At 51.0% G+C, this 19,092-nt stretch carries 14 protein-coding genes; all 14 read left to right on the top strand.

Annotated features, from left to right (window positions below; genetic code table 11):
* Window position 1: 1 nt before the first annotated feature.
* The 14 genes from VE934_RS07810 (at window position 2) to VE934_RS07745 (ending at window position 19,068) form a co-directional block, all read left to right on the top strand.
* Window positions 2–1,153, top strand: a complete 1,152-nt coding sequence (locus VE934_RS07810; protein ID WP_324886060.1) for an ABC transporter ATP-binding protein — start codon at window positions 2–4, stop codon at window positions 1,151–1,153.
* Window positions 1,150–2,376: an ABC transporter ATP-binding protein gene (locus VE934_RS07805; protein WP_324886058.1), complete on the top strand. Its 1,227-nt coding sequence runs from the start codon at window positions 1,150–1,152 to the stop codon at window positions 2,374–2,376. The genes VE934_RS07810 and VE934_RS07805 overlap by 4 nt, the downstream gene beginning before the upstream one ends.
* A gap of 53 nt (window positions 2,377–2,429) precedes the next feature.
* A complete protein-coding gene (locus tag VE934_RS07800) occupies window positions 2,430–3,164 on the top strand; it encodes an ABC transporter permease (RefSeq protein ID WP_324886056.1) in 735 nt (244 codons plus the stop codon).
* A gap of 142 nt (window positions 3,165–3,306) precedes the next feature.
* On the top strand, window positions 3,307–4,131 hold the full coding sequence (locus tag VE934_RS07795; RefSeq protein WP_324886054.1) for a class I SAM-dependent methyltransferase: 825 nt from the start codon (window positions 3,307–3,309) through the stop codon (window positions 4,129–4,131).
* Between the two features lie 6 nt (window positions 4,132–4,137).
* Window positions 4,138–5,478: a hypothetical protein gene (locus tag VE934_RS07790; protein WP_324886052.1), complete on the top strand. Its 1,341-nt coding sequence runs from the start codon at window positions 4,138–4,140 to the stop codon at window positions 5,476–5,478.
* A gap of 4 nt (window positions 5,479–5,482) precedes the next feature.
* Window positions 5,483–7,375, top strand: coding sequence for an asparagine synthase (glutamine-hydrolyzing) (gene asnB, locus VE934_RS07785; RefSeq protein ID WP_324886050.1), 1,893 nt, complete (start codon window positions 5,483–5,485; stop codon window positions 7,373–7,375).
* A 3-nt stretch (window positions 7,376–7,378) separates the two neighbouring features.
* Window positions 7,379–8,701: a hypothetical protein gene (locus tag VE934_RS07780; protein WP_324886048.1), complete on the top strand. Its 1,323-nt coding sequence runs from the start codon at window positions 7,379–7,381 to the stop codon at window positions 8,699–8,701.
* A 16-nt stretch (window positions 8,702–8,717) separates the two neighbouring features.
* A complete protein-coding gene (locus tag VE934_RS07775; RefSeq protein WP_324886046.1) occupies window positions 8,718–10,706 on the top strand; it encodes an acyltransferase family protein in 1,989 nt (662 codons plus the stop codon).
* A 3-nt stretch (window positions 10,707–10,709) separates the two neighbouring features.
* Entirely contained in the window at window positions 10,710–12,596 is a 1,887-nt protein-coding gene (asnB, locus tag VE934_RS07770) for an asparagine synthase (glutamine-hydrolyzing) (RefSeq protein ID WP_324886044.1), read from the top strand.
* The gene (locus VE934_RS07765) at window positions 12,551–13,828 is read left to right on the top strand and encodes a lipopolysaccharide biosynthesis protein (RefSeq protein ID WP_324886042.1); all 1,278 of its coding nucleotides are present in this window, start codon (window positions 12,551–12,553) and stop codon (window positions 13,826–13,828) included. The genes asnB (VE934_RS07770) and VE934_RS07765 overlap by 46 nt, the downstream gene beginning before the upstream one ends.
* Window positions 13,818–15,659 carry a hypothetical protein gene (locus VE934_RS07760; RefSeq protein WP_324886040.1) on the top strand — a complete coding sequence of 614 codons (1,842 nt, stop codon included), beginning with the start codon at window positions 13,818–13,820 and terminating at the stop codon, window positions 15,657–15,659. Before VE934_RS07765 ends, VE934_RS07760 begins: the two co-directional genes overlap by 11 nt.
* Window positions 15,660–15,662: 3 nt before the next feature.
* Complete coding sequence (locus VE934_RS07755; protein WP_324886038.1) at window positions 15,663–16,982, top strand: glycosyltransferase; 1,320 nt, start codon at window positions 15,663–15,665, stop codon at window positions 16,980–16,982.
* Window positions 16,979–18,217, top strand: coding sequence for a glycosyltransferase family 4 protein (locus VE934_RS07750; protein WP_324886036.1), 1,239 nt, complete (start codon window positions 16,979–16,981; stop codon window positions 18,215–18,217). Before VE934_RS07755 ends, VE934_RS07750 begins: the two co-directional genes overlap by 4 nt.
* Window positions 18,214–19,068 carry an SDR family oxidoreductase gene (locus VE934_RS07745; protein ID WP_324886034.1) on the top strand — a complete coding sequence of 285 codons (855 nt, stop codon included), beginning with the start codon at window positions 18,214–18,216 and terminating at the stop codon, window positions 19,066–19,068. Before VE934_RS07750 ends, VE934_RS07745 begins: the two co-directional genes overlap by 4 nt.
* Window positions 19,069–19,092: the final 24 nt, after the last annotated feature.

The following is a 19,092-nucleotide window of genomic DNA, read 5'->3' as shown; positions in this document are numbered from 1 at the left end:
CATGGTTGCGTCCGACATTGCCTTACGCTGCACTGGTGTCGCGAAAACGTTTGCCGTCCAGCGTGATTTACGTGTTTGGCGCCTTTTGCTTGGCTCGGTCGACGATGGCAAAGGGCCTGTGATCGAGGCGTTGCGAGACATATCGCTGGAAGTGCCGCGCGGAAAAATACTCGGTATCCTCGGACGTAATGGGGCAGGCAAGAGCACCCTGTTGCGTCTGCTTGGACAAGTCTATATGCCGACGCGTGGCCGAATCGAGGTATTTGGCTTTGTCGCCGGATTGTTTGAGCTGGGAGGCATGGGTAATCCGAACCTGACTGGGCGGGAGTATGCCGTGCGTTACCTGCGCATGATGGGTGTGGAAACTGCCGACTTGTCAGCTGTGCTGCAAGACATCCTGGAGTTCTCTGAGTTGGGCGATTCGTTTGATCAGCGGGTCCGCACTTATTCCTCCGGAATGGCGGCGCGTCTATATTTCTCGGTGGCGACTGCCTATCAGCACGAGATTTACCTGATCGATGAATTGTTGTCGGTGGGAGACGAGCACTTTCAGGCCAAATGCTGGCGCCGCATGCGGGAGCGGCTCCTCGGAGGCGCTTCAGGGGTTCTTGTGACACATGATTGGGCGGCCATTGTGAAGCTGTGCGAGACCGCCTGTGTAATTGATGCGGGAACTTTTTCGTTTGTGGGGCCGAGTGATAAAGCTGTGGTGCACTACTTGAAACTACCGAAGCCCTCGGCTTCCGGGGCAAGCTTTGGCGCAGCGTTGCCTGGCGAGTATCTGGTGCGCTCGGGGGAGACCATTCATATTGAACTCCCGGTGGATATTCACGAGGCAGGTGCAGTTGACTGCGCGATTTCCATAGAGATACTGCGCATTGGCATTGGCTGGGAAATTTTAATTCTTTCTGACTACATTCGAGTTGGTGATAAACCAGGCAGCTACCGCGTGGTCTTTGAGGTTCCAACATTGCCTCTGATGCCAGGCAACTACTCCCTGAATCTGTTTCTCAACCACGCCCGAAGTGATGGCGGGGATTGCCGTTCATGGACGTATGGCAACGGGCTTCGTCTTGTTGTTGATGGCGTGGAGGGAAATTGCGCGGTCCGTCTGCCTTTTGCCGCACGACGAATGCCAGGGGCCCTTGCATGAGCCTGTATGTAACGCTTGAAAACGTCTCCAAGGCCTATCCGGTAGGCAAGTCTTCTGCGGAAGATCTGATAAGTGCCATGGGACAGCATGGCAGCGATGACGATCTCTCTGGGGGTAAGGTAGCGGTGGACCAGGTTAGCTTCACACTGCGTGAAGGGGAGCGGCTGGGCATCGTGGGTCGCAACGGTGCTGGCAAGTCCACTTTGCTGCATATGATCGCTGGAATTTCGAACTCCACCTCGGGCCGGATTCTAACAAACGGCAAAGTGACATCCATCATGACCTTGGGTATAGGCTTACGTGATGATCTGAGCGGACGCGAAAACATCTATGTTGATGGGGAGATTCAAGGAAAGTCGCGTTCAGAAGTCGATGAGGTCATTAGTCAGATAATCGATTTTGCCGAATTGGACAAATTTATTGACTATCCAGTTCGGACCTACTCCACGGGGATGAAGGCCCGGCTCGCTTTTGCGATGATCAGTCATATTGACCCCGAAATCCTGATTATCGACGAGGCCTTGTCGGTTGGCGATGCGGCGTTCTCACTGAAGGCCAGCGCCAGGATTCTTGAAATCTGTGCCAAAGGGAAAATTGTTATTCTTGTGTCGCATGGGATGAAGTCCGTGCAGGATATTTGCAATCGCTGCATTTACCTGAAGGATGGCCGCGTCGTGATGGACGGGACGCCTGCAGCTGTCACCAAGGCCTATATCGATGAGGTGCGAGGCCAAGATGACGCGGCACTGTTGGCCCGATTTGCAGCCTATGTCGGCGCACGGTCTCTGGTCACTGGTTATAGCATCGAAAGCACGGCGTTGCTGTCCGGAGAGGCGCAGACGCATGTTGTCCGCGTCGAAGCTCTACAGAGGTTGAGGATTCAGATAAATTTTTCAGCGGAAGATGCGCTGGCGGTCTGCCGTGTTTGCATCATGCGACTCGACGACCTGAAAGTTTTTCAACAGGATTTTTCAGTAGCTGACTATTCTCATGTCGGAGGCAAGAGCGGATTGGAAGTGGAGTTCTTTCCGCTGTCCCTCGCCCCTGCAGTTTACCGCCTTGATGTCGAACTGCGGGAGTCTGCTTCAGATCAAGCTGTGCTATTTGCGCAGTCGTCTTCAATCTTTGAGGTGTACTCAATGTCACCTCCGACGGGCGGTAAACCTATGCTTTACTACCCTGTGTCTGGCAGCGTGAAGCCGGCTTCAACTTTGGAGAAGTAAGCTTGTTTGGATTCAATCGGCACGACGTCCGGCTTCTCTTGAACCTGTTCAAGATGAACATTCGCGACCGCTATTTGGGGTCTTCGCTTGGCAGTTTCTGGGCCATCACCAACCCGCTGTTTATGCTGGGCCTCTATACGTACGTGTTCGGATTCGTATTCAAGGTCAAATTGCCAGGCGCAGACACAACCCTCGCTTATGTAATTTGGCTAATCAGCGGATATGGTCCATGGATTGCGCTACAGGAGTCGATCATGGCATCGACGACATCCGTGGTGGGCGCCTCGGGCATGGTAAAAAATATGGCTTTCAAGACAGAGCTTTTACCGATTGCGGGCACCTTGGTTGGAGTGATCAATCTGGCTGTCAGCTTGTCTTTTCTTTTTGTATTGCTGCTTTGGTCAGGAGCACCAATCACGTGGCACGTTTTACTTTTGCCAGTGGTAGTGGTGCTGCAGTTTTCGTTTGCAGCTGCGATAGGCATTTGGCTGTCTGCAATCGCTGTTTTTATCCGGGATGTCATACAGATCCTGCCGACCGTGTTGACGGCGATCATGTTCATGACCCCAATCTTCTATTCTTTTGAGAGTATGCCGAAGTTTGCCCAGAACATGTCGGTCGTCAATCCTCTCTTCCAGATTGCTGATGGGTATCGTGCAATACTCTTGGAGCACCGCGTGCCGAATTTGGGTGGCCTTCTCTATGTCGGTTTGTTGTCGCTGGGCATGTTCTATTTTGGATTGATTGCGTTCAGACGGGCAAAGGGTTCTTTTAATTCTGCGATTTAGATAACCGCGCAAAATTGATATCTGCAGGAGCCACCGTTAAAATGTATTGATATTACTGATAGCGGTCCTCCCCACAAAAAAAATACTATGAAAAAGGCGATACAGTTCGCTAGGCTCTTAACTCATCTCTTTAAGCAAAAATATGCAAACTACTAAAATTTCTGAACAAAACGCAGTTTACTGGGATGAACTTTGCGGCAGCAATATTGCCAAGGTACTCGGCGTTACTGATTCATCCATTGATTCGCTCAAGAAGTTTGATGATTGGTATTTTGAATACTATCCATATCTATTTCAACACATACCATTTGCAGAAATGGCGAATAAAAAGGTGCTGGATATTGGGCTTGGGTACGGCACAGTCGCGCAACGCCTGGCGGAATCCGGGGCACTGTATACCGGCCTGGATATTGCGGAAGGACCGATATCGATGGCCAACCAGAGGCTGGCCCAATGTCATCTTCCGGGAAAAGCGGTTCAAGGAAGCATTCTCAATCCGCCATTCGAACCGGGGACTTTTGACTACGTAACGGCGATCGGATGTTTGCACCACACGGGGAATCTGCAGTTGGCGATCGACCAGTGCTACCGATTGCTCAAACCAGGGGGTCGGCTGATCTTTATGGTTTATTACGCTTATTCGTATCGCAGGATTTTGACGTCACCTATTCTCACCCTTAACTACTCTCTGAAGGAGCTCTTTGGCTATCATGGTGTAGTCGGGGAAAGCTCAAAAAAGCAAAGTGCGGCATACGATGCCAGTGCGGAAGGTGATTTGGCTCCCCATACAGATTGGATTTCTGCACGGTCCTTAAAGCATTTCTGCAGGGCTTTTTCTTCTGTTAATTCCACTACTGAAAACATCGCACAGGAGCGTCCATTTCAAAAGAGATCGAGAGAAGAGCTGCTCAAGACAAGGTGGCCATCTATTGTTGGGCTGGACATATATGCGACTGCAACCAAGTGATTGGCCATGAATGTTTTAATTCTCTACAACTCGACGCAGACATTCACAAATACGGTTTATGAACATCTGGCTTGCTTTGCAGAGCATTCCCGTCACCGAATATTTTTTGCGCACGTTGATGCATATTTTGAACTAAACGTAAATTTGCGAAATTTTGATGCAGTCGGTATTCATTTCACACTAAGACTCCCTTTCGACCAAGTCTCTTCGTCGGTATCTGAAGCATTAGAGAATTATGGAGGACTCAAATTTCTCTTCATTCAAGATGAATATGACTACCCGAAGAGAGCGTGGCACTGGATCAAAAAGCTGGGCATGCGGCTGGTCTTCACGGTAGTTCCAGAGGCAGGGATCTCCACTGTTTATCCAGCAGAGGAATTTCCTCAAACGCGCTTTGTAACGAATCTCACGGGTTACGTTCCAGAGAAACTGCCATCTACGCATTTGCTGCCACCGCCTTCCCAACGTAGTTTAATGGTGGGATACCGTGGCCGGCCGTTACCAATGCGGTATGGCCAGCTCGGGTTTGAGAAGGTCGCAATCGGTGAAATGGTTAAATCCTACTGCGATCAATTTGGTGTTGAGAATGACATTGCCTGGCGCGAAGACGAAAGAATCTACGGACCCAAATGGTATGACTTCGTCGTATCGTGCAGATCCATGCTCGGATCCGAAAGTGGCAGCAACGTGTTCGATTGGGACGGTACACTTTCCCAGGAAGTGGAGCGGTGCAGAAACGAGAATCCCGGCACGCCAGATGAAGACATCTATCAAAGGATTATCCGCCCCAGGGAAATTGATGGGCTCATGAATCAGTTATCACCAAGAGTTTTTGAAGCTATCGCTTCAAGAACTGTTCTGGTTTTATTTGAAGGCCAATATTCGGGTGTGATCCGGCCATGGGACCATTTCATTCCGTTGAGGAAAGATGGTTCAAATTTGCAAGAGGTTGTCCGGTTGCTGCAGGACGATTCATATCTTGATGCCATGGCTGAGCGCGCTTGGCTTGACATCATTCGCTCTGGAAACTATTCATACAAATCATTTGTTGGAATGGTGGATAAGGAGCTAGATCGCTCTTTGGTCGATTTGGGAACGGAAACTATTAGTTTCGAAAAGGCACCAATGACCCCAAGCCGGATCGATTTCCCGACCCAGATTACGAGCGGCCCTATCCGGGCATACCCCCCAGAACGTTTGAATGACACATTTATTCAATTGTGTAAGGCATCTCGTAGCCCTCAAGATTTTGCCAAACGCCTAGCGATTTATCTATGGCGGAAGTTGCCGGAATCTGTCAGGTTAACTTGGAAACCGCGACTACTACGGTTTGTTGGGAAAGGTTGAAAGAATGTGTGGAATCTTTGGTTTTGTTGGAAGTGGCCCCTGTGCTGTGGAGCGATCGTCCAATGCCCTTGATGTCGGCTTAAGCCGCATTCGTCACCGTGGCCCCGATGGCACTGGCAAGTGGACCTCGGTTAACGGGCAAGTCGGCTTTGGACACGTACGACTTTCAATCATTGACCTGCAGACGGGTGCGCAGCCGATGCATAGCGATGACGGACGCTACACCATCATCTATAACGGGGAAATTTATAACTACATTGAACTGCGGCAAGAGTTGGGCGAAGGTGAGTTCCGCACCCAGTCTGACACGGAAGTTGTATTGCGAGCGTTTCAGCGTTGGGGCTCGAACTGCTTAACCCGTTTGAGGGGAATGTTTGCGATCGCTATTTGGGACGCAGTCGAGCAAAAGTTGTTTTTAGCGCGTGATCGGTTTGGAATCAAACCCCTCTACTGGGTTAAAACCTCAGGCGGGCTGTATTTTGCTTCTGAGATCAAGGCACTGCTTCCTTTCTTGGAGCATCGACGGGTTAACGAACTAGCGCTCTCAGATTACTTTAGCTTTCAGTTCTGCTTGGGCGAAAAGACACTGATGGATGGTGTTTGGCAATTTCCAGCCGCGCATTTTGCCACGCTCTCTCCTGGTGAGTCGCCGAAACCAAAGAGATATTGGGAGGTTCACTATAAGGTTGACTATGACCACACAGAGCGTTGGTTTACAGATCGCTTGCGCGAGTTGCTGCTTGATTCAGTGCGCGTTCATCTACGCGCGGATGTTGAGGTGGGCAGCTATGTAAGCGGCGGCGTGGATTCCAGCTTGCTTGCAGCACTGGCGCGAGACGTTCGCCCGAACGGTCCCTTCAAGGCCTTCAATGGACGATTTTTAGACGGCGCGGGCTTTGATGAATCGCAATATGCCAAAGCATTGGCAGATGAGCAAGACATGCAGTTGCATGTGGCGGATATTGGTGAGCAAGATTTTGTTGATAACATCGCGAAGGTGATCTGGCACTTGGATCAGCCTGCGGCAGGGCCGGGCTCTTTCCCGCAGTACATGGTTTCCAAACAAGTGGGTGAGCATATTAAGGTTGTATTAGGCGGGCAGGGCGGCGACGAAATATTTGGCGGATATGCTCGTTATCTCGTAGCCTACTTCGAGCAGTGTATAAAAGGGGCGATAGAGGGATCGCTGGGTAACGGCAACTACGTCGTCACATATGAGTCCATCATTCCCAATCTTGAAACCCTCCGCCAATACAAGCCGCTGCTGCGCGAATTTTGGTCGAATGGCTTATTTGGAGAGCGCGACGAACGTTACTGGCGGCTGGTCAACCGTGCCAACACCTTTGGAAACATTCTTGCGCCCGAGGCGATCAATCAAAAAGCAACGTTTGAAGAGTTCAAGAGTATCTTCTGGGGCCAGAATGTAGGCAAGGAATCCTATTTTGATTCCATGACGCATTTCGATTTCAAGACATTGTTGCCCGCTTTGTTGCAAGTTGAAGACAGGATGAGCATGGCTCATGGCGTTGAGTCAAGAGTACCGTTTCTCGACCATCCTCTGGTGGAGTTTGCGGCTACGATTCCGGCCAATATCAAGTTTCAAAACGGCGAATTGAAACGCTTACTCAAATCGGCATTCGCGAATCGGCTGCCTACTGCGATTCGCGAGCGCAAGGATAAAATGGGGTTCCCAGTGCCCCTCAATCTGTGGCTTAAACGTGGTGGGCCGGCGCGTGATTTTATTGGGGATATTTTCGGCTCGCAAAGCGCACGTAATCGGCCTTATCTTGCCACCGGCTTATCCATTGATTCAATACTCGACTCGCAAAGCGTGTATGGTCGAAACCTTTGGGCACTTTTGAGCCTTGAGTTATGGCATCGTCAGTTTGTAGATTGAAAAGTGAAACCCAGTCTCGATAAGCTCAACATCTTGGTACTGCATAGCTTGGGTGACGCCAGAGCTGTGCCGTTTTTCCTGAGACATCACGTGTTCATTCTTGAGAGAAGCTGCCCTGGGCATAATTATCTCTACCATGACACCGCACTTCCGTTGCCCGATTACATCAAAGACACGCCTTTCGATTTGATTGTATTAGATGTGACCTTGCTGTGCGGACGCTGGTCGGCCACCAAATCTTTCGAACGCCTGAAGAATGCATATTCTTTCGTTAAAGACAGCAGTGCAGTAAAAATGGCTTTCCCTCAAGATGAATATGATTGCCATGAGTTGCTGGATGAATGGATGTGTGAATGGCGAATAGATATTGTTTACTCTGTCATCGCGGACCACCGGGAGCTGCTCTACCCAAAATATCACAAAACAGGGGAAATTCGTCTCGGTTATACAGGGTATATTGATGAAGATCTAATGGACGTCAAGCCCAAACCATTTGATATTCGACCAATCGATGTTGGTTACAGAGCAAGAAAACTGCTTCCCTATTTTGGCAGGGTCGGTGAGATAAAGTGGACCATAGGGCGCGATTTTGCAAAGAAGGCTCAAGACGCAAGACTGGTCACGGATATAGTAATTGGTGAACAAGGCACGCTTTTGGGTGAAGCTTGGCTAGACTTTATCAATAATTCGAAATTTACTCTGGGAAGCAACAGCGGAAGCAGCTTGTTGGACCCCAGGGGGAAAATTCAACATGATGTCCGGGCTTACGTGACGGCTCATCCTGAAGCCTCTTTCGAGGAAGTGGAAGCCGCCTGTTTCAAAGGGCTGGATAGTCTGCATGAATTTACCGCAATTTCACCTCGAGTGATGGAAGCGGCACTTTTGAATAGTTGTCAGATTCTGGTTGAAGGACGCTATAGCGGCGTAATAGAGCCGTGGGAGCATTACATCCCGATCAAAAGCGACGCGTCAGATTTTGAACGCGTGCTTGAGGCCATACAGGACCAGCCTGCCGTGCAAAAAATGATAAGTAGATGCCGTTCTGCAATTCTTGATGCCCCTGAGCTGCGGTGTCAGAACAGGGCTCAGCAAGTCATTGATACCGCTATAGGGCTGATTTCAAAGAAAAATGTTCGGAGCTCAGTTGATGATGTCCAGCAAGTCATACAGCGCTACAAAATTGATGTGACTCCTGAGCGGTACGAACTTGTATGGAGACAGAGGAGGTTGCGGCAAAAAGTGGTGCGGGCCTTGAATACTTCCCCGGTGTTGTTAAGACTCGCACGACTTGCCTACAGCTACGTTAATAGGCGAACTTGGTCGTGAAGAAATTTTATAGCCGATGACATACCGCCCGGACATCGATGGGCTGCGGGCAATTGCTGTTCTCTCCGTTGTTTTCTTTCATGCCGGCATTCAATCGTTTCCTGGTGGTTTTGCGGGGGTAGATATTTTCTTGGTTATTTCCGGTTTTTTAATCACCCGGATATTGATCGAGATGATAGAAGCGCAGCAGTTTTCGTTGGTAAATTTTTATATCCGACGAACCCGACGGATCTTGCCGGCGCTATACGTGGTGATTGTCAGTGTTTTTTTGCTCGGGTTATTCGTTTTGCTGCCGCTCGAGCTCGTGGGGCTTTCTAAATCTATCCTGGCTACTAATCTATTTGTATCCAATTTTCTCTTCTGGAAGCAGGCTGGATATTTTGATGCTGCCGCAGAACTCAAGCCTCTCCTGCACACCTGGTCTCTGGCGGTAGAGGAGCAGTTTTATGTCGTCTGGCCGCTGCTGCTGGCTTTGTCGTATCGTCGCGGATGGAGGCTGAAGTGGATAGTCGTGACGTTGCTTGTTCTTTCGTTCGCGGCAGCGGGTTTGCTGTTGGTTGAAACGCCTGATGCAGTGTTTTACCTGTTACCGTTTCGCGCTTGGGAGTTGTTGATGGGCGCCGCGCTAGCCGCCGGTTACCTGGGCTCTATCGCAGAAAGTCGCTGGAAACATATCTGCTCGCTGGTAGGTCTGGGCTTGCTGCTTGTCAGCGTCTTTTTTCTGAATAAGGCCTTGCCATTTCCGGGCTGGAACGCGTTGCCGCCGTGTCTGGGTGCTGTTTTGCTGATTGCTGCGGGCAAAGATGCTGTGGTTAATCGCTATGTACTGAGTGCGCGCCCTTTGGTCTTGGTCGGATTGATTTCGTACTCACTGTATTTGTGGCACTGGCCGCTGCTTGTCTATGTTCGGGTCCTGAATCTGGGTCAGCTTCCAGTGGCAGACGCGATTGTTGCTATCGGCATCTCGATGGTGCTGGCGTGGTTGACTTGGCGCTACATTGAGCAGCCGTTTCGTGCCAACGGCGAGGCAGGCCGACCCGTTGGGCTGCTTGTGAAATTTGCGTTACCGGGTCTGTTGCTGTGCGCAGCAGCAGGGACGGCGCTCGCCTACAAAGGCTTCCCTGAGAGGATTCGTCCCGATGTCGTGGCGGCACAAGAAGCCGCTCTGGATTTCAATGCCTCAAGGTCTGGGTGCCATCTTGGCATGGCGAATATTGTGTTGCCCCCATGGGCCAACTGCACAAGTCAACGTCTTACAGGGACAACAAAAACAGGCGTGGTGGTTTGGGGTGATTCCCACGCTGAGGCCATAGTTCCGGGCGTGCGGGTTATGTCTGGGCTTGCCGAGTCTGAAATGCTCCAGTTGACCAAAACCAGCTGTCCGCCCTTGATCGGGGCAAAGGTGATCAGAGGTGGTACGGAATATCAGGAGTGCGAAACCTTTAACAGGAAGGTCTTGGCTTTATTGACCGAAAGCAGTGCTGTGACCACCGTAGTGCTAGCCGCGCGTTGGCCGGTATATGTTTTGGGGGCGCCGTTTGGGGCGCCGGAAGAATTGCCAGGGACGGCTGGCTATGCTTTGACTATCGGTGCCCCAAATGTGCCGATATCAATCACATCCGTTGAAGTTTTTGAAGCTGCGCTGGGAAATACGGTGGAACTGCTGGTCCGTGCCGGCAAAAAGGTCGTGGTCGTCGGTTCCGTGCCGGAAATGAAATTCGATGTGCCGGCGTGCGTGGCAAGAGCGAGAATGGCCTTGTCGGGGGGCATTGAATGTGGGCTGGATCACCAAGCTGTAGGGCAACGCATATCAATGGTCGACGCCGCAGTAGACAGGTTAGCCACCCGGGCTCAAGCGGTGGCGGTCTATCCGGACAGAATTCTGTGCCAGCACGGGTATTGCGATGTAGAAGGCCCCGAAGGGCAAGTGCTCTACCATGACCACAACCACTTATCAACCGCCGGGGCACGGTTCGTGTTTTCAAAACTCAGGCTGAAGGATTAAAACATGTGCGGCATCACGGGGGGATGGATCTTCGAAGAGAAAAGCAGCCTGGACGTCCGGATGAAAAGCGCGCTGTATGCGATGCGACTGCGCGGTCCGGATGATAGCGGCTATGAACGCCTGCCCGCCGGACGTGGCACGGTGGTTTTGGGGCACACGCGGCTTTCAGTCATTGATCTATCCGCGGGCGGACATCAGCCCATGCATTCCAGCTGTGGGCGGTATGCCATGGTCTTTAACGGTGAGATCTATAACTACCTTGAGCTCAGGTCGGAACTAAGGGGGCTTGGGGCGACGTTCAAGTCTGAGTCAGACAGTGAAGTATTGTTGGCCGCATGGGCGCAATGGGGAAGAGCCTGCTTGAAGCGCTTGGTCGGCATGTTCGCGTTTGTCGTTTTTGACCGCAATGAGAAGAGGTTGACCTGTGTACGAGATGGCTTCGGAATCAAACCACTCTTGTTTGCATATAGTGATGACGGCTTTGTGTTCGGATCAGAAATTGGCGCAATCAAGGCGTTGAGACCCCAGACGATAGAGCTGGACTGGCAGCGAGCCTACGATTATCTGGTGCATGGAGACTACGACAACGGGCATCGAAGCTTTGTCTCTGGTGTTTCGCATGTGCTACCGGGGCATTTGGTTTCCCTTGACACTGCTACGGGAGAACTGACTGAACAGCTGAGGTGGTGGCAGCCAGAAATCGCGCAGCACAATATCGGTTATCGCGAGGCGATGGAAGTCGTGCGCGAAAAATTTCTGAACAGCATCCGGGTTCATTTACGCAGTGACGTAGCGATAGGCGCAGCCTTGTCAGGGGGCCTCGATTCGTCGGCGGTCGTTTGCGCCATGCGCCACCTGGAGCCTGACCTGACAATCAAGACTTTCAGTTTTATTGCGCGTGACAATCCACTTTCAGAGGAAGTCTGGGTTGATCAAGTCAACCACTTTGTGGGCGCAGAGGCGCATAAAGTGCTGGTACAACCAGAAGACCTTGCGCGTGATCTCGATGACATGATCAAGGCCCAAGGCGAACCCTTCGGAAGCACGAGCATTTACGCGCAATACCGCGTGTTCGAGGCTGCAAAGGCGCAGGGCGTCACTGTCACATTGGATGGACAAGGGGCCGATGAGATGCTGGCGGGCTACAGTGGGTATCCGGGTCAACGACTGCACAGTTTGTTGGACAAAAAAGATTGGCGCGGCGCAATAAGCTTTATTGATAGCTGGGCGAAGTGGCCGGGGAGGAGCCGAATGGCTGCCTGCAAGCGGCTAGCGGGGGAATTGACCAGCGGCAATTTATACAGGCAGTTGCGAAGATTGAATGGGAGTCAATTCAACCCAGCCTGGTTGAATGCAGGTCCGCTCCTGGACAACGGCATACAGATAGGATTTGATGCACAAGACCACGCCGATGAACAACCAGGTCGCAGAGTTGCGGCAGCATTGCGAAATGCTCTTACAGAAAAGGGGTTGCCATCCTTGCTACGGCACGCAGACAGAAATTCCATGCGGTTTTCCGTCGAAAGCAGGGTGCCATTTTTGACGCAAGATTTGGCTGAGTTTCTGCTCTCATTGCCCGAGGAGTACTTGATATCAGACGGTGGGGAAACCAAGCATATTTTTAGAGCGGCCATGCGGGGTATTGTTCCAGATGCTGTCCTGGACCGCAGAGACAAAATCGGGTTTGCAACTCCGGAGAAAGACTGGCTCATACCAATCGCAGAAACCATGCGTGATTGGCTAAAAGAGGATATAGGACTACCGTTCCTCAATCAGCCAAGAATTCTCAGGGAGTTTGATGCCGTCATGGAGGGGCGGAGCCCTTTCACTTCACAAATATGGCGATGGGTCAATTTTTACCGTTGGCATTATCACGTCATCGCGAATTAATGAAAATACCGAATGCTTTGAATAGAGCAGCGATAGTCGCCTTGGGGGTGGGTTTGGGTCCCTTGGTGCAACTGCTAGCTATGCCTGTGTTATCCAGGATTTACATGCCAACGGAGTTTGGTCACCTTGCACTATTCCTCTCGGTGGTTAGCATAGTAGTAACTGTTTCGTGTTTGCGTTACGAAGGGGCAATCCAGGTTGTTAAAGATTCTGAGGTGGAAGCCATCGCCTGGACAGCACTATTAAGTGCTGGGCTCCTATTTTTGATCACGGTTGCCCTGCTGTTGACAGGACTACCGCAACAGAGGATCGAGTCGCTTTTAATTCTTGGCGGCGACGCAAAATGGGTGCCGGCAGTGGCGTTGTGCGGTGCCATGATCCTGATTGGTTCCAACATCACGATGCGCGAAGGACGGTATGTCAGAAATGCCGCTATCCGATCTTCACAGTCAATTATTTTTGTACTCTTTGCAATTGCTGCCAGCGAGCTGGGCCTTTTAGTTACAAGCGTATTGGCATCCCTTGTCGTGGGTCTGGGAGTATTTATATATTTAATTCGGGTTATAAGAAGAATTCCATTTTCCGACATAAGAAAAACTGCCAAAAAATATCTGGAATATCCTATGCTCGTGGCGCCCACATCGCTGTTGGATGCCGCTGCACTGACCTTGCCAGTGCTTTTTATCAGTGGGTCCTACGGGTTCGAGTCTACCGGGCACTACACACAGATTCAGCGACTGATTGGCGCACCGATATTGATGGCAGGGATTGTCGTAGGGCAGCTTTTCATGAAAAGATCAGGAGAACTGTTCAGAAGCGGACACTCTTCAAGAACGCTGTTGTGGAAGTCGGTGGGAATTCTGTCTGTGGGAGCCATCGCACTGCTTATTGGCCTCGCTACCTTCGGAGAGGTGGTTTGCAGGGCAATCTTAGGCGATGCCTGGAGAGTTGATACAAAGTTTCTACTGATTGTGATGACGCCACTCTTGTTCCGGGCCGTCGTCTCCCCGATTACGACTATTACGTTGACGCATGGTCGGATCAGGGTTGGCACTTTGTGGCAAGTCTACTACTTCGCATCAACATATCTAGGCTTGCTTTACGCAGCAAGAACCATGAATTTCGAAAAATTTCTTATTTTTTATGCAATTATAGAGATAGTAGCTTATTCGCTATACTTAATACTGGCAGATAAAGTGGCGTCCAATTTTTCAGGCAAACATGTTAAATAGAATATTTGCAATTACACAATTCAAAAACATATGGTTGGTTTTGCCTTTGCTGTTGGCCGTGCTGTATGTTCCTCAAGCTTTGTGGGGCCTGCACATTTTTGGGGATAAATCTGCGGTACAGCTTATCCTGATCATTGCGATGGGTTTGGCAGTGTATCTCGGGACATATTTTATTCTGTGGAGAATTGACGCTGTCCCTTCCAGCATGCTGCGTGCAGGCGACTCGCTGCAGTGGAGTGCCACTTATTTTGTTCCCATTGTATCTGTAATATATTTTGCACTAATTGGATATGTCCTCTTTACGGCGCAGAAGATTGCGTTGCTAGAGGCTTTCCGGGGTGCATCGCAAGACGATATCGCTTTCGCTAGAGAAGCGCTGTTCAAGACAAGAGAGGGGTGGGAGAAAATTCTGCCCTATTTGAATGCGATATTTTCTTCCGCACTAATGCCATTCGCGTTGGTGCTTTCCTATGTAGATAGAAGACGATACCGTCATTATTTACTCTTCCTCTTTTGCTTGAGTTTGTTGCCAAGTCTGGAAAAGGCCCTGATTCTCAAGGCAATGGTCCCGCTAATAATGCTAGCGCTGAACGGTTATTTTCCGATCAAGCGAGTATTCCAGTTTGTGGCAGTTTCAACGCTAGTTATTGCTGGCGCCTTCATGCTCACCAAGTCAGGCGAAGGTAATAATCTTGACGAAAACGTTAAGGCATTAAAATTATTGCAGAGCCAAAAAGCAGTTGTTGATAAATTGAAAAGCGATCGCCAGAGCGTGATAGATGGCACGGGCGAAGACGAAATTTCCAGAGCTCTCAAGCAGCTATATGGGCAAAAGTCAAACCTCGAGAAGTTAAAGCGTCAGCGCCAGAACGTGATGAATGGCAAGGGCGAAGACGAGATATCCAGGGCTCTCAAGCAGTTATATGGGCAAAAGTCAAACCTCGAGAAGTTAAAGCGTCAGCGCCAGAACGTGATGAATGGCAAGGGCGAAGACGAGATATCCAAGGCGCTCAAGCAGTTGTATGTGCAAAAGTCCAACCTCGAGAAGTTAAGGCGCGATCAGCAGAACATGATAAATGATGCAGCCCGGAAGGCATGGACAAATTTGTTGGAACAGGAGAAGGTCATAGATAAACAGCTGGAGTATTACGTTAAAGCTGACCGGGAGGCATGGCCAAACTTATTAGAGCAAGAGAAAATAATTGATAGGCAATTGGATTACTACATTAAAGTAGACCGAGAATTATTACCAAGCTTGCGTCAACAGGAAAAAAATATTGATGCCCAAATGAAGTATTATAAATGGGTGGATAGTCATCGTCATAAATATAACGCACTTGGGTTTGGTCGGGTGGCGTTTGTAATTAATAGAGTACTATGGATCCCCTATGTCACTGCCTATGACTGGCTGGGCTATTTTGATCAACATTTGAAAGGGCAGTTCCTGCATGGGGCGACCAGCTCCTTGGTGTCAAGAATTTCTGGGGCGGAGCCATTTCCGATGGAAAAAGAGGTATTCAAATACCAATTCGGAACGGGGGGGCCGCAAACTGCCGCAGCAAATGCCACTTTCCTGGTTGACGCATTTGTTAACTTCGGCTGGTTTGGCGTGGCCTTTTATTCGTTTTTGCTCGCGGCGCTTATTTATCTAATCACTGTGGTTGGTAATCCGGCCATGCAAGCTTGCTCGTATTATTTTCTAATTCAAATCTCCATGGGCGGTCTGCCTGGCGTTTTCTTCAGCAACGGCATGCTGTTGCTTATATTACTTTCCTTCTTTATCAAGCCTAAGCGGGCAGTTGAAGTAACAGGAAAGACGAGTGCCGCATAAGTTATGAATATTGTTTTCGTTGCACATTACTTTCCACCGCTGAATTCCTCGGGTGCCAGACGGATCAATGCATTTGCCAAGTATCTCGCTGCGAATGGACATCAGATTACTGTCATCACCACCCGAAAAACCGGGCGAGATGGTTTGCTTACCGAGGGTGTTCCCCCCTATCTCTGCCTTTTGGAGCTAGGCCACTGGGGCAGATTATCCCCGACCGAGGTCGATGGGAATACTTTGGCGTTGCGCTCTGGCTCGGTAAAAAACCGGTCGCTTGCGGGCCGCATGCTCTTGAAAATCAAGCGCATGGTGATGACGCTGGCGGGGCAACTGATAGATCACCGCTTGTTTTTTGCCATGCAGTTTGCGTTGCCGTGGTTAGACAAGGAAGTGAAAAAGAGACTTGCTGAAGCGGATGTGGTGATGTCGTCATGTCCGCCCTGGCCTGTACATTTGGCGGGGTGGATCATAAAAAGAAAATATCAAAAGCTTTGGGTGGCTGATTACCGTGATCAATTCAGTGGCAACCATATTTTGCGCGGCAGTGATTTATCAAATACTCTTGAAGTGAGCTTGGAGCGTTGGTTACTTCGCTCGGCAGACTGCGTTATCGCAATCTCTGACCCAATGAAGGAATACTACGAGCAGTTTCACCCGAATGTTGTGTGCATAGAAAACGGTTATGACGAGGGGATGTTCGAGAAGGCACGAATGGAGATCAAGGTGGGGAACGCGAAATCCACCAACGACGATTTGTTCATACGGTATATGGGGTCAATTACCTCAGACCGGATTCCTCGGGCATTTTTCCACGCACTAGCCGAACTCAATCGGAATTCCCCGCGTCGCATGATTGTCGAGTTTTATGGGGAGTCCGGATTGCTGCAAAAGGCGCTTCCCGGTTTGGTTCCCGAGGTGCTGCCATTCGTGCGATTCTGTCCTCAGCTACCCTACATGGATGCTATCCACAGCATACTGACTGCTGATGCCCTGTTTTTTATTGAAACTTCAGATTTCTCGTCGCACAGTGCGCGCGGAGTATTGACCACAAAGCTCTTTGAGTATTTGGCTGCCCGCAAGCCCATCGTGGCCGAAATCACTCCCAAGGCACTTGCGGCCCGTTACATTGCAAAGTCGGGTCTTGGTGTGGTGGTGTCTGAAGACGTGAGCGAAATGCGCGACGGCCTGGCGGCTTTGCGCGCCGGCGCGTTTCATGCAAAGGTCGATGACGAATTTATTGATTCTTTGTCGCGTCGGGTGAAGGCGAACGAGTTGGAGCATCTGCTTGCCCGACTTGGTGCAAAAAGTGCTCAGGTTCGGGTATGAGGGTTCTCGTTGTCAGCCAGTACTTTTGGCCCGAAGGGTTTCGTATCAATGACGTAGTGCTTACCTTGGTGGAAAAGGGTGTGGAAGTTGATGTCCTGACCGGCAAGCCAAATTACCCTGAGGGCACATTTTTCAAGGGCTACCGCGGATGGGGCACCCAGGTGGAAGCCTGGGGCGGTGCAACGGTTTTTCGCGTGCCATTGTATCCGCGTGGTTCACGCAGTGCCTGGCGGCTTGCCGTGAACTACCTGTCGTTTGTCATGACGGGCACGATCTATGGGCCCTGGCTACTGCGAAAGCGGCAGTACGACGTGATTTTCGTCTACGGATTGTCGCCCATCCTGCTTGCCATTCCTGCCGTCGTCCTGTCATGGATAAAGCGGCGCAGGCTCATTGTCTGGGTGCAAGACCTTTGGCCTGACAGCCTCGCGGCAACGGGCTACGTCCGCAGCCCTCGCGTGTTGAGCGCTGTGAAGTGGGTTGTGCGCTGGATCTATAAGCATACAGACTTGTTCCTCGTGCAGTCCCGTGCCTTTCATGCACCCGTGGCCGAGCTCGCACCTGGAAAGCCCGTCATGTACTTTCCCAATTCGGTAGACGCCGCGTTTTGTGAGCCCCCTGCGGCTGGGATTGATCTACCAATGGTTCCCGCGATGAATGAAGGTTTTCCGGTGGTGTTTGCCGGCAACGTAGGGGCTGGACAGGCGGTAGAGGTATTGGTAAACGCCGCCGAATTGCTCAAATCTTATCCAGACATACAGGTGGTTGTTTTTGGGCAAGGCAGCCGCTGGGACTGGATGCGCGAGCAGGTTCAAGCCAGGGGGCTCACCAATTTGCACATGCCAGGGCGCTTTCCTGTCAGCACCATGCCGGCCCTGATGCAGAAGGCGTCTGCTTTGCTGGTAACGCTGGCAGACGAGCCCATTTTCGCGGCCACAGTCCCGAGTAAGGTGCAAGCGTACATGGCGGCTGGTCGCCCCATACTGGCCTGCCTCAATGGGGAGGGCGCGCGGCTTGTCGAAGAGGCGGGAGCGGGGCTCGCCGTGCCAGCCGAAGACGCCAGGGGGTTGGCAGATGCCGTGTTGCAGCTCTATCGGATGCGGCCCGAAGAACGCGCCGAGATGGGTGCAAGCGGGCGGCGATATTTCAAAGAGCATTTTGATCATGAAAAATTGGTCGAACAACTGATTGTTCACTTCTCCACCCAATCCGCAGAAAGTGGGAATCCTGTATGAAGGTATTGATCCTTGGTGCATCGGGCATGCTTGGAAACGCCATGTTGCGTCTGTTTGCGCAAAGTGAGGGGTATGAGGTTGCGGGGTCGGTCCGGTCAGAGCGTGCGTTGGGCCTTTTGCCTGAGGCATTGCACGGCAGGGTGATCTGGGGTGTGGATGTGGAGAACATCGACAGTCTGACCCGCGTGTTTGCAAGGGTGCGCCCTGATGTAGTTATCAACTGCGTTGGACTCATCAAGCAGTTGGCCGGGGTCGACGATCCTCTGGTGGCAATTCCCATCAACGCTATCTTGCCCCATAAAATTGCGAATCTCTGCGATGTCGCTGGAGCGCGCTTCGTGCATATAAGCACGGACTGCGTTTTTTCGGGCGACCGAGGAATGTATACCGAAGGTGATCCCTGTGATGCCAAAGATCTTTATGGTCGAAGCAAATACCTGGGCGAGGTGGATTACCCAAACGCCATTACCTTGCGGACCTCAATCATTGGCCATGAGTTGGCCGGCACGCAAAGCCTCGTGGGCTGGTTCCTGTCCCAGAGGGCGAAGGTAGCGGGCTTCAGGCGCGCAATATTTTCCGGCTTGCCTACCGTTGAGCTGGCACGCGTCATTCGGGACCACGTAATCCCTCATCCCGAGTTGCACGGCCTGTATCATGTTTCGGCAAGCCCCATTAACAAGTTCGATCTGCTTTCGCTAGTAGCACAGACCTACGAAAAAGATATAGAAATTGTGTCCGATGATCAGTTGATGATTGATCGCTCATTGGATTCCACGCGTTTTCGCGGGGTCACGGGCTACAAGCCGCCGGATTGGCCGGAACTGGTGCGCCGGATGCGCGAATTTTCGTAGTCGTAATTTACATAGCCAGCAAAG

It is taken from the genome of Polaromonas sp., assembly GCF_035638815.1.
GTDB lineage: Bacteria > Pseudomonadota > Gammaproteobacteria > Burkholderiales > Burkholderiaceae_C > Polaromonas.
The sequence above is the reverse complement of the archived record's forward strand: the minus strand, read 5'-3'. Positions and strand labels throughout refer to the sequence as shown.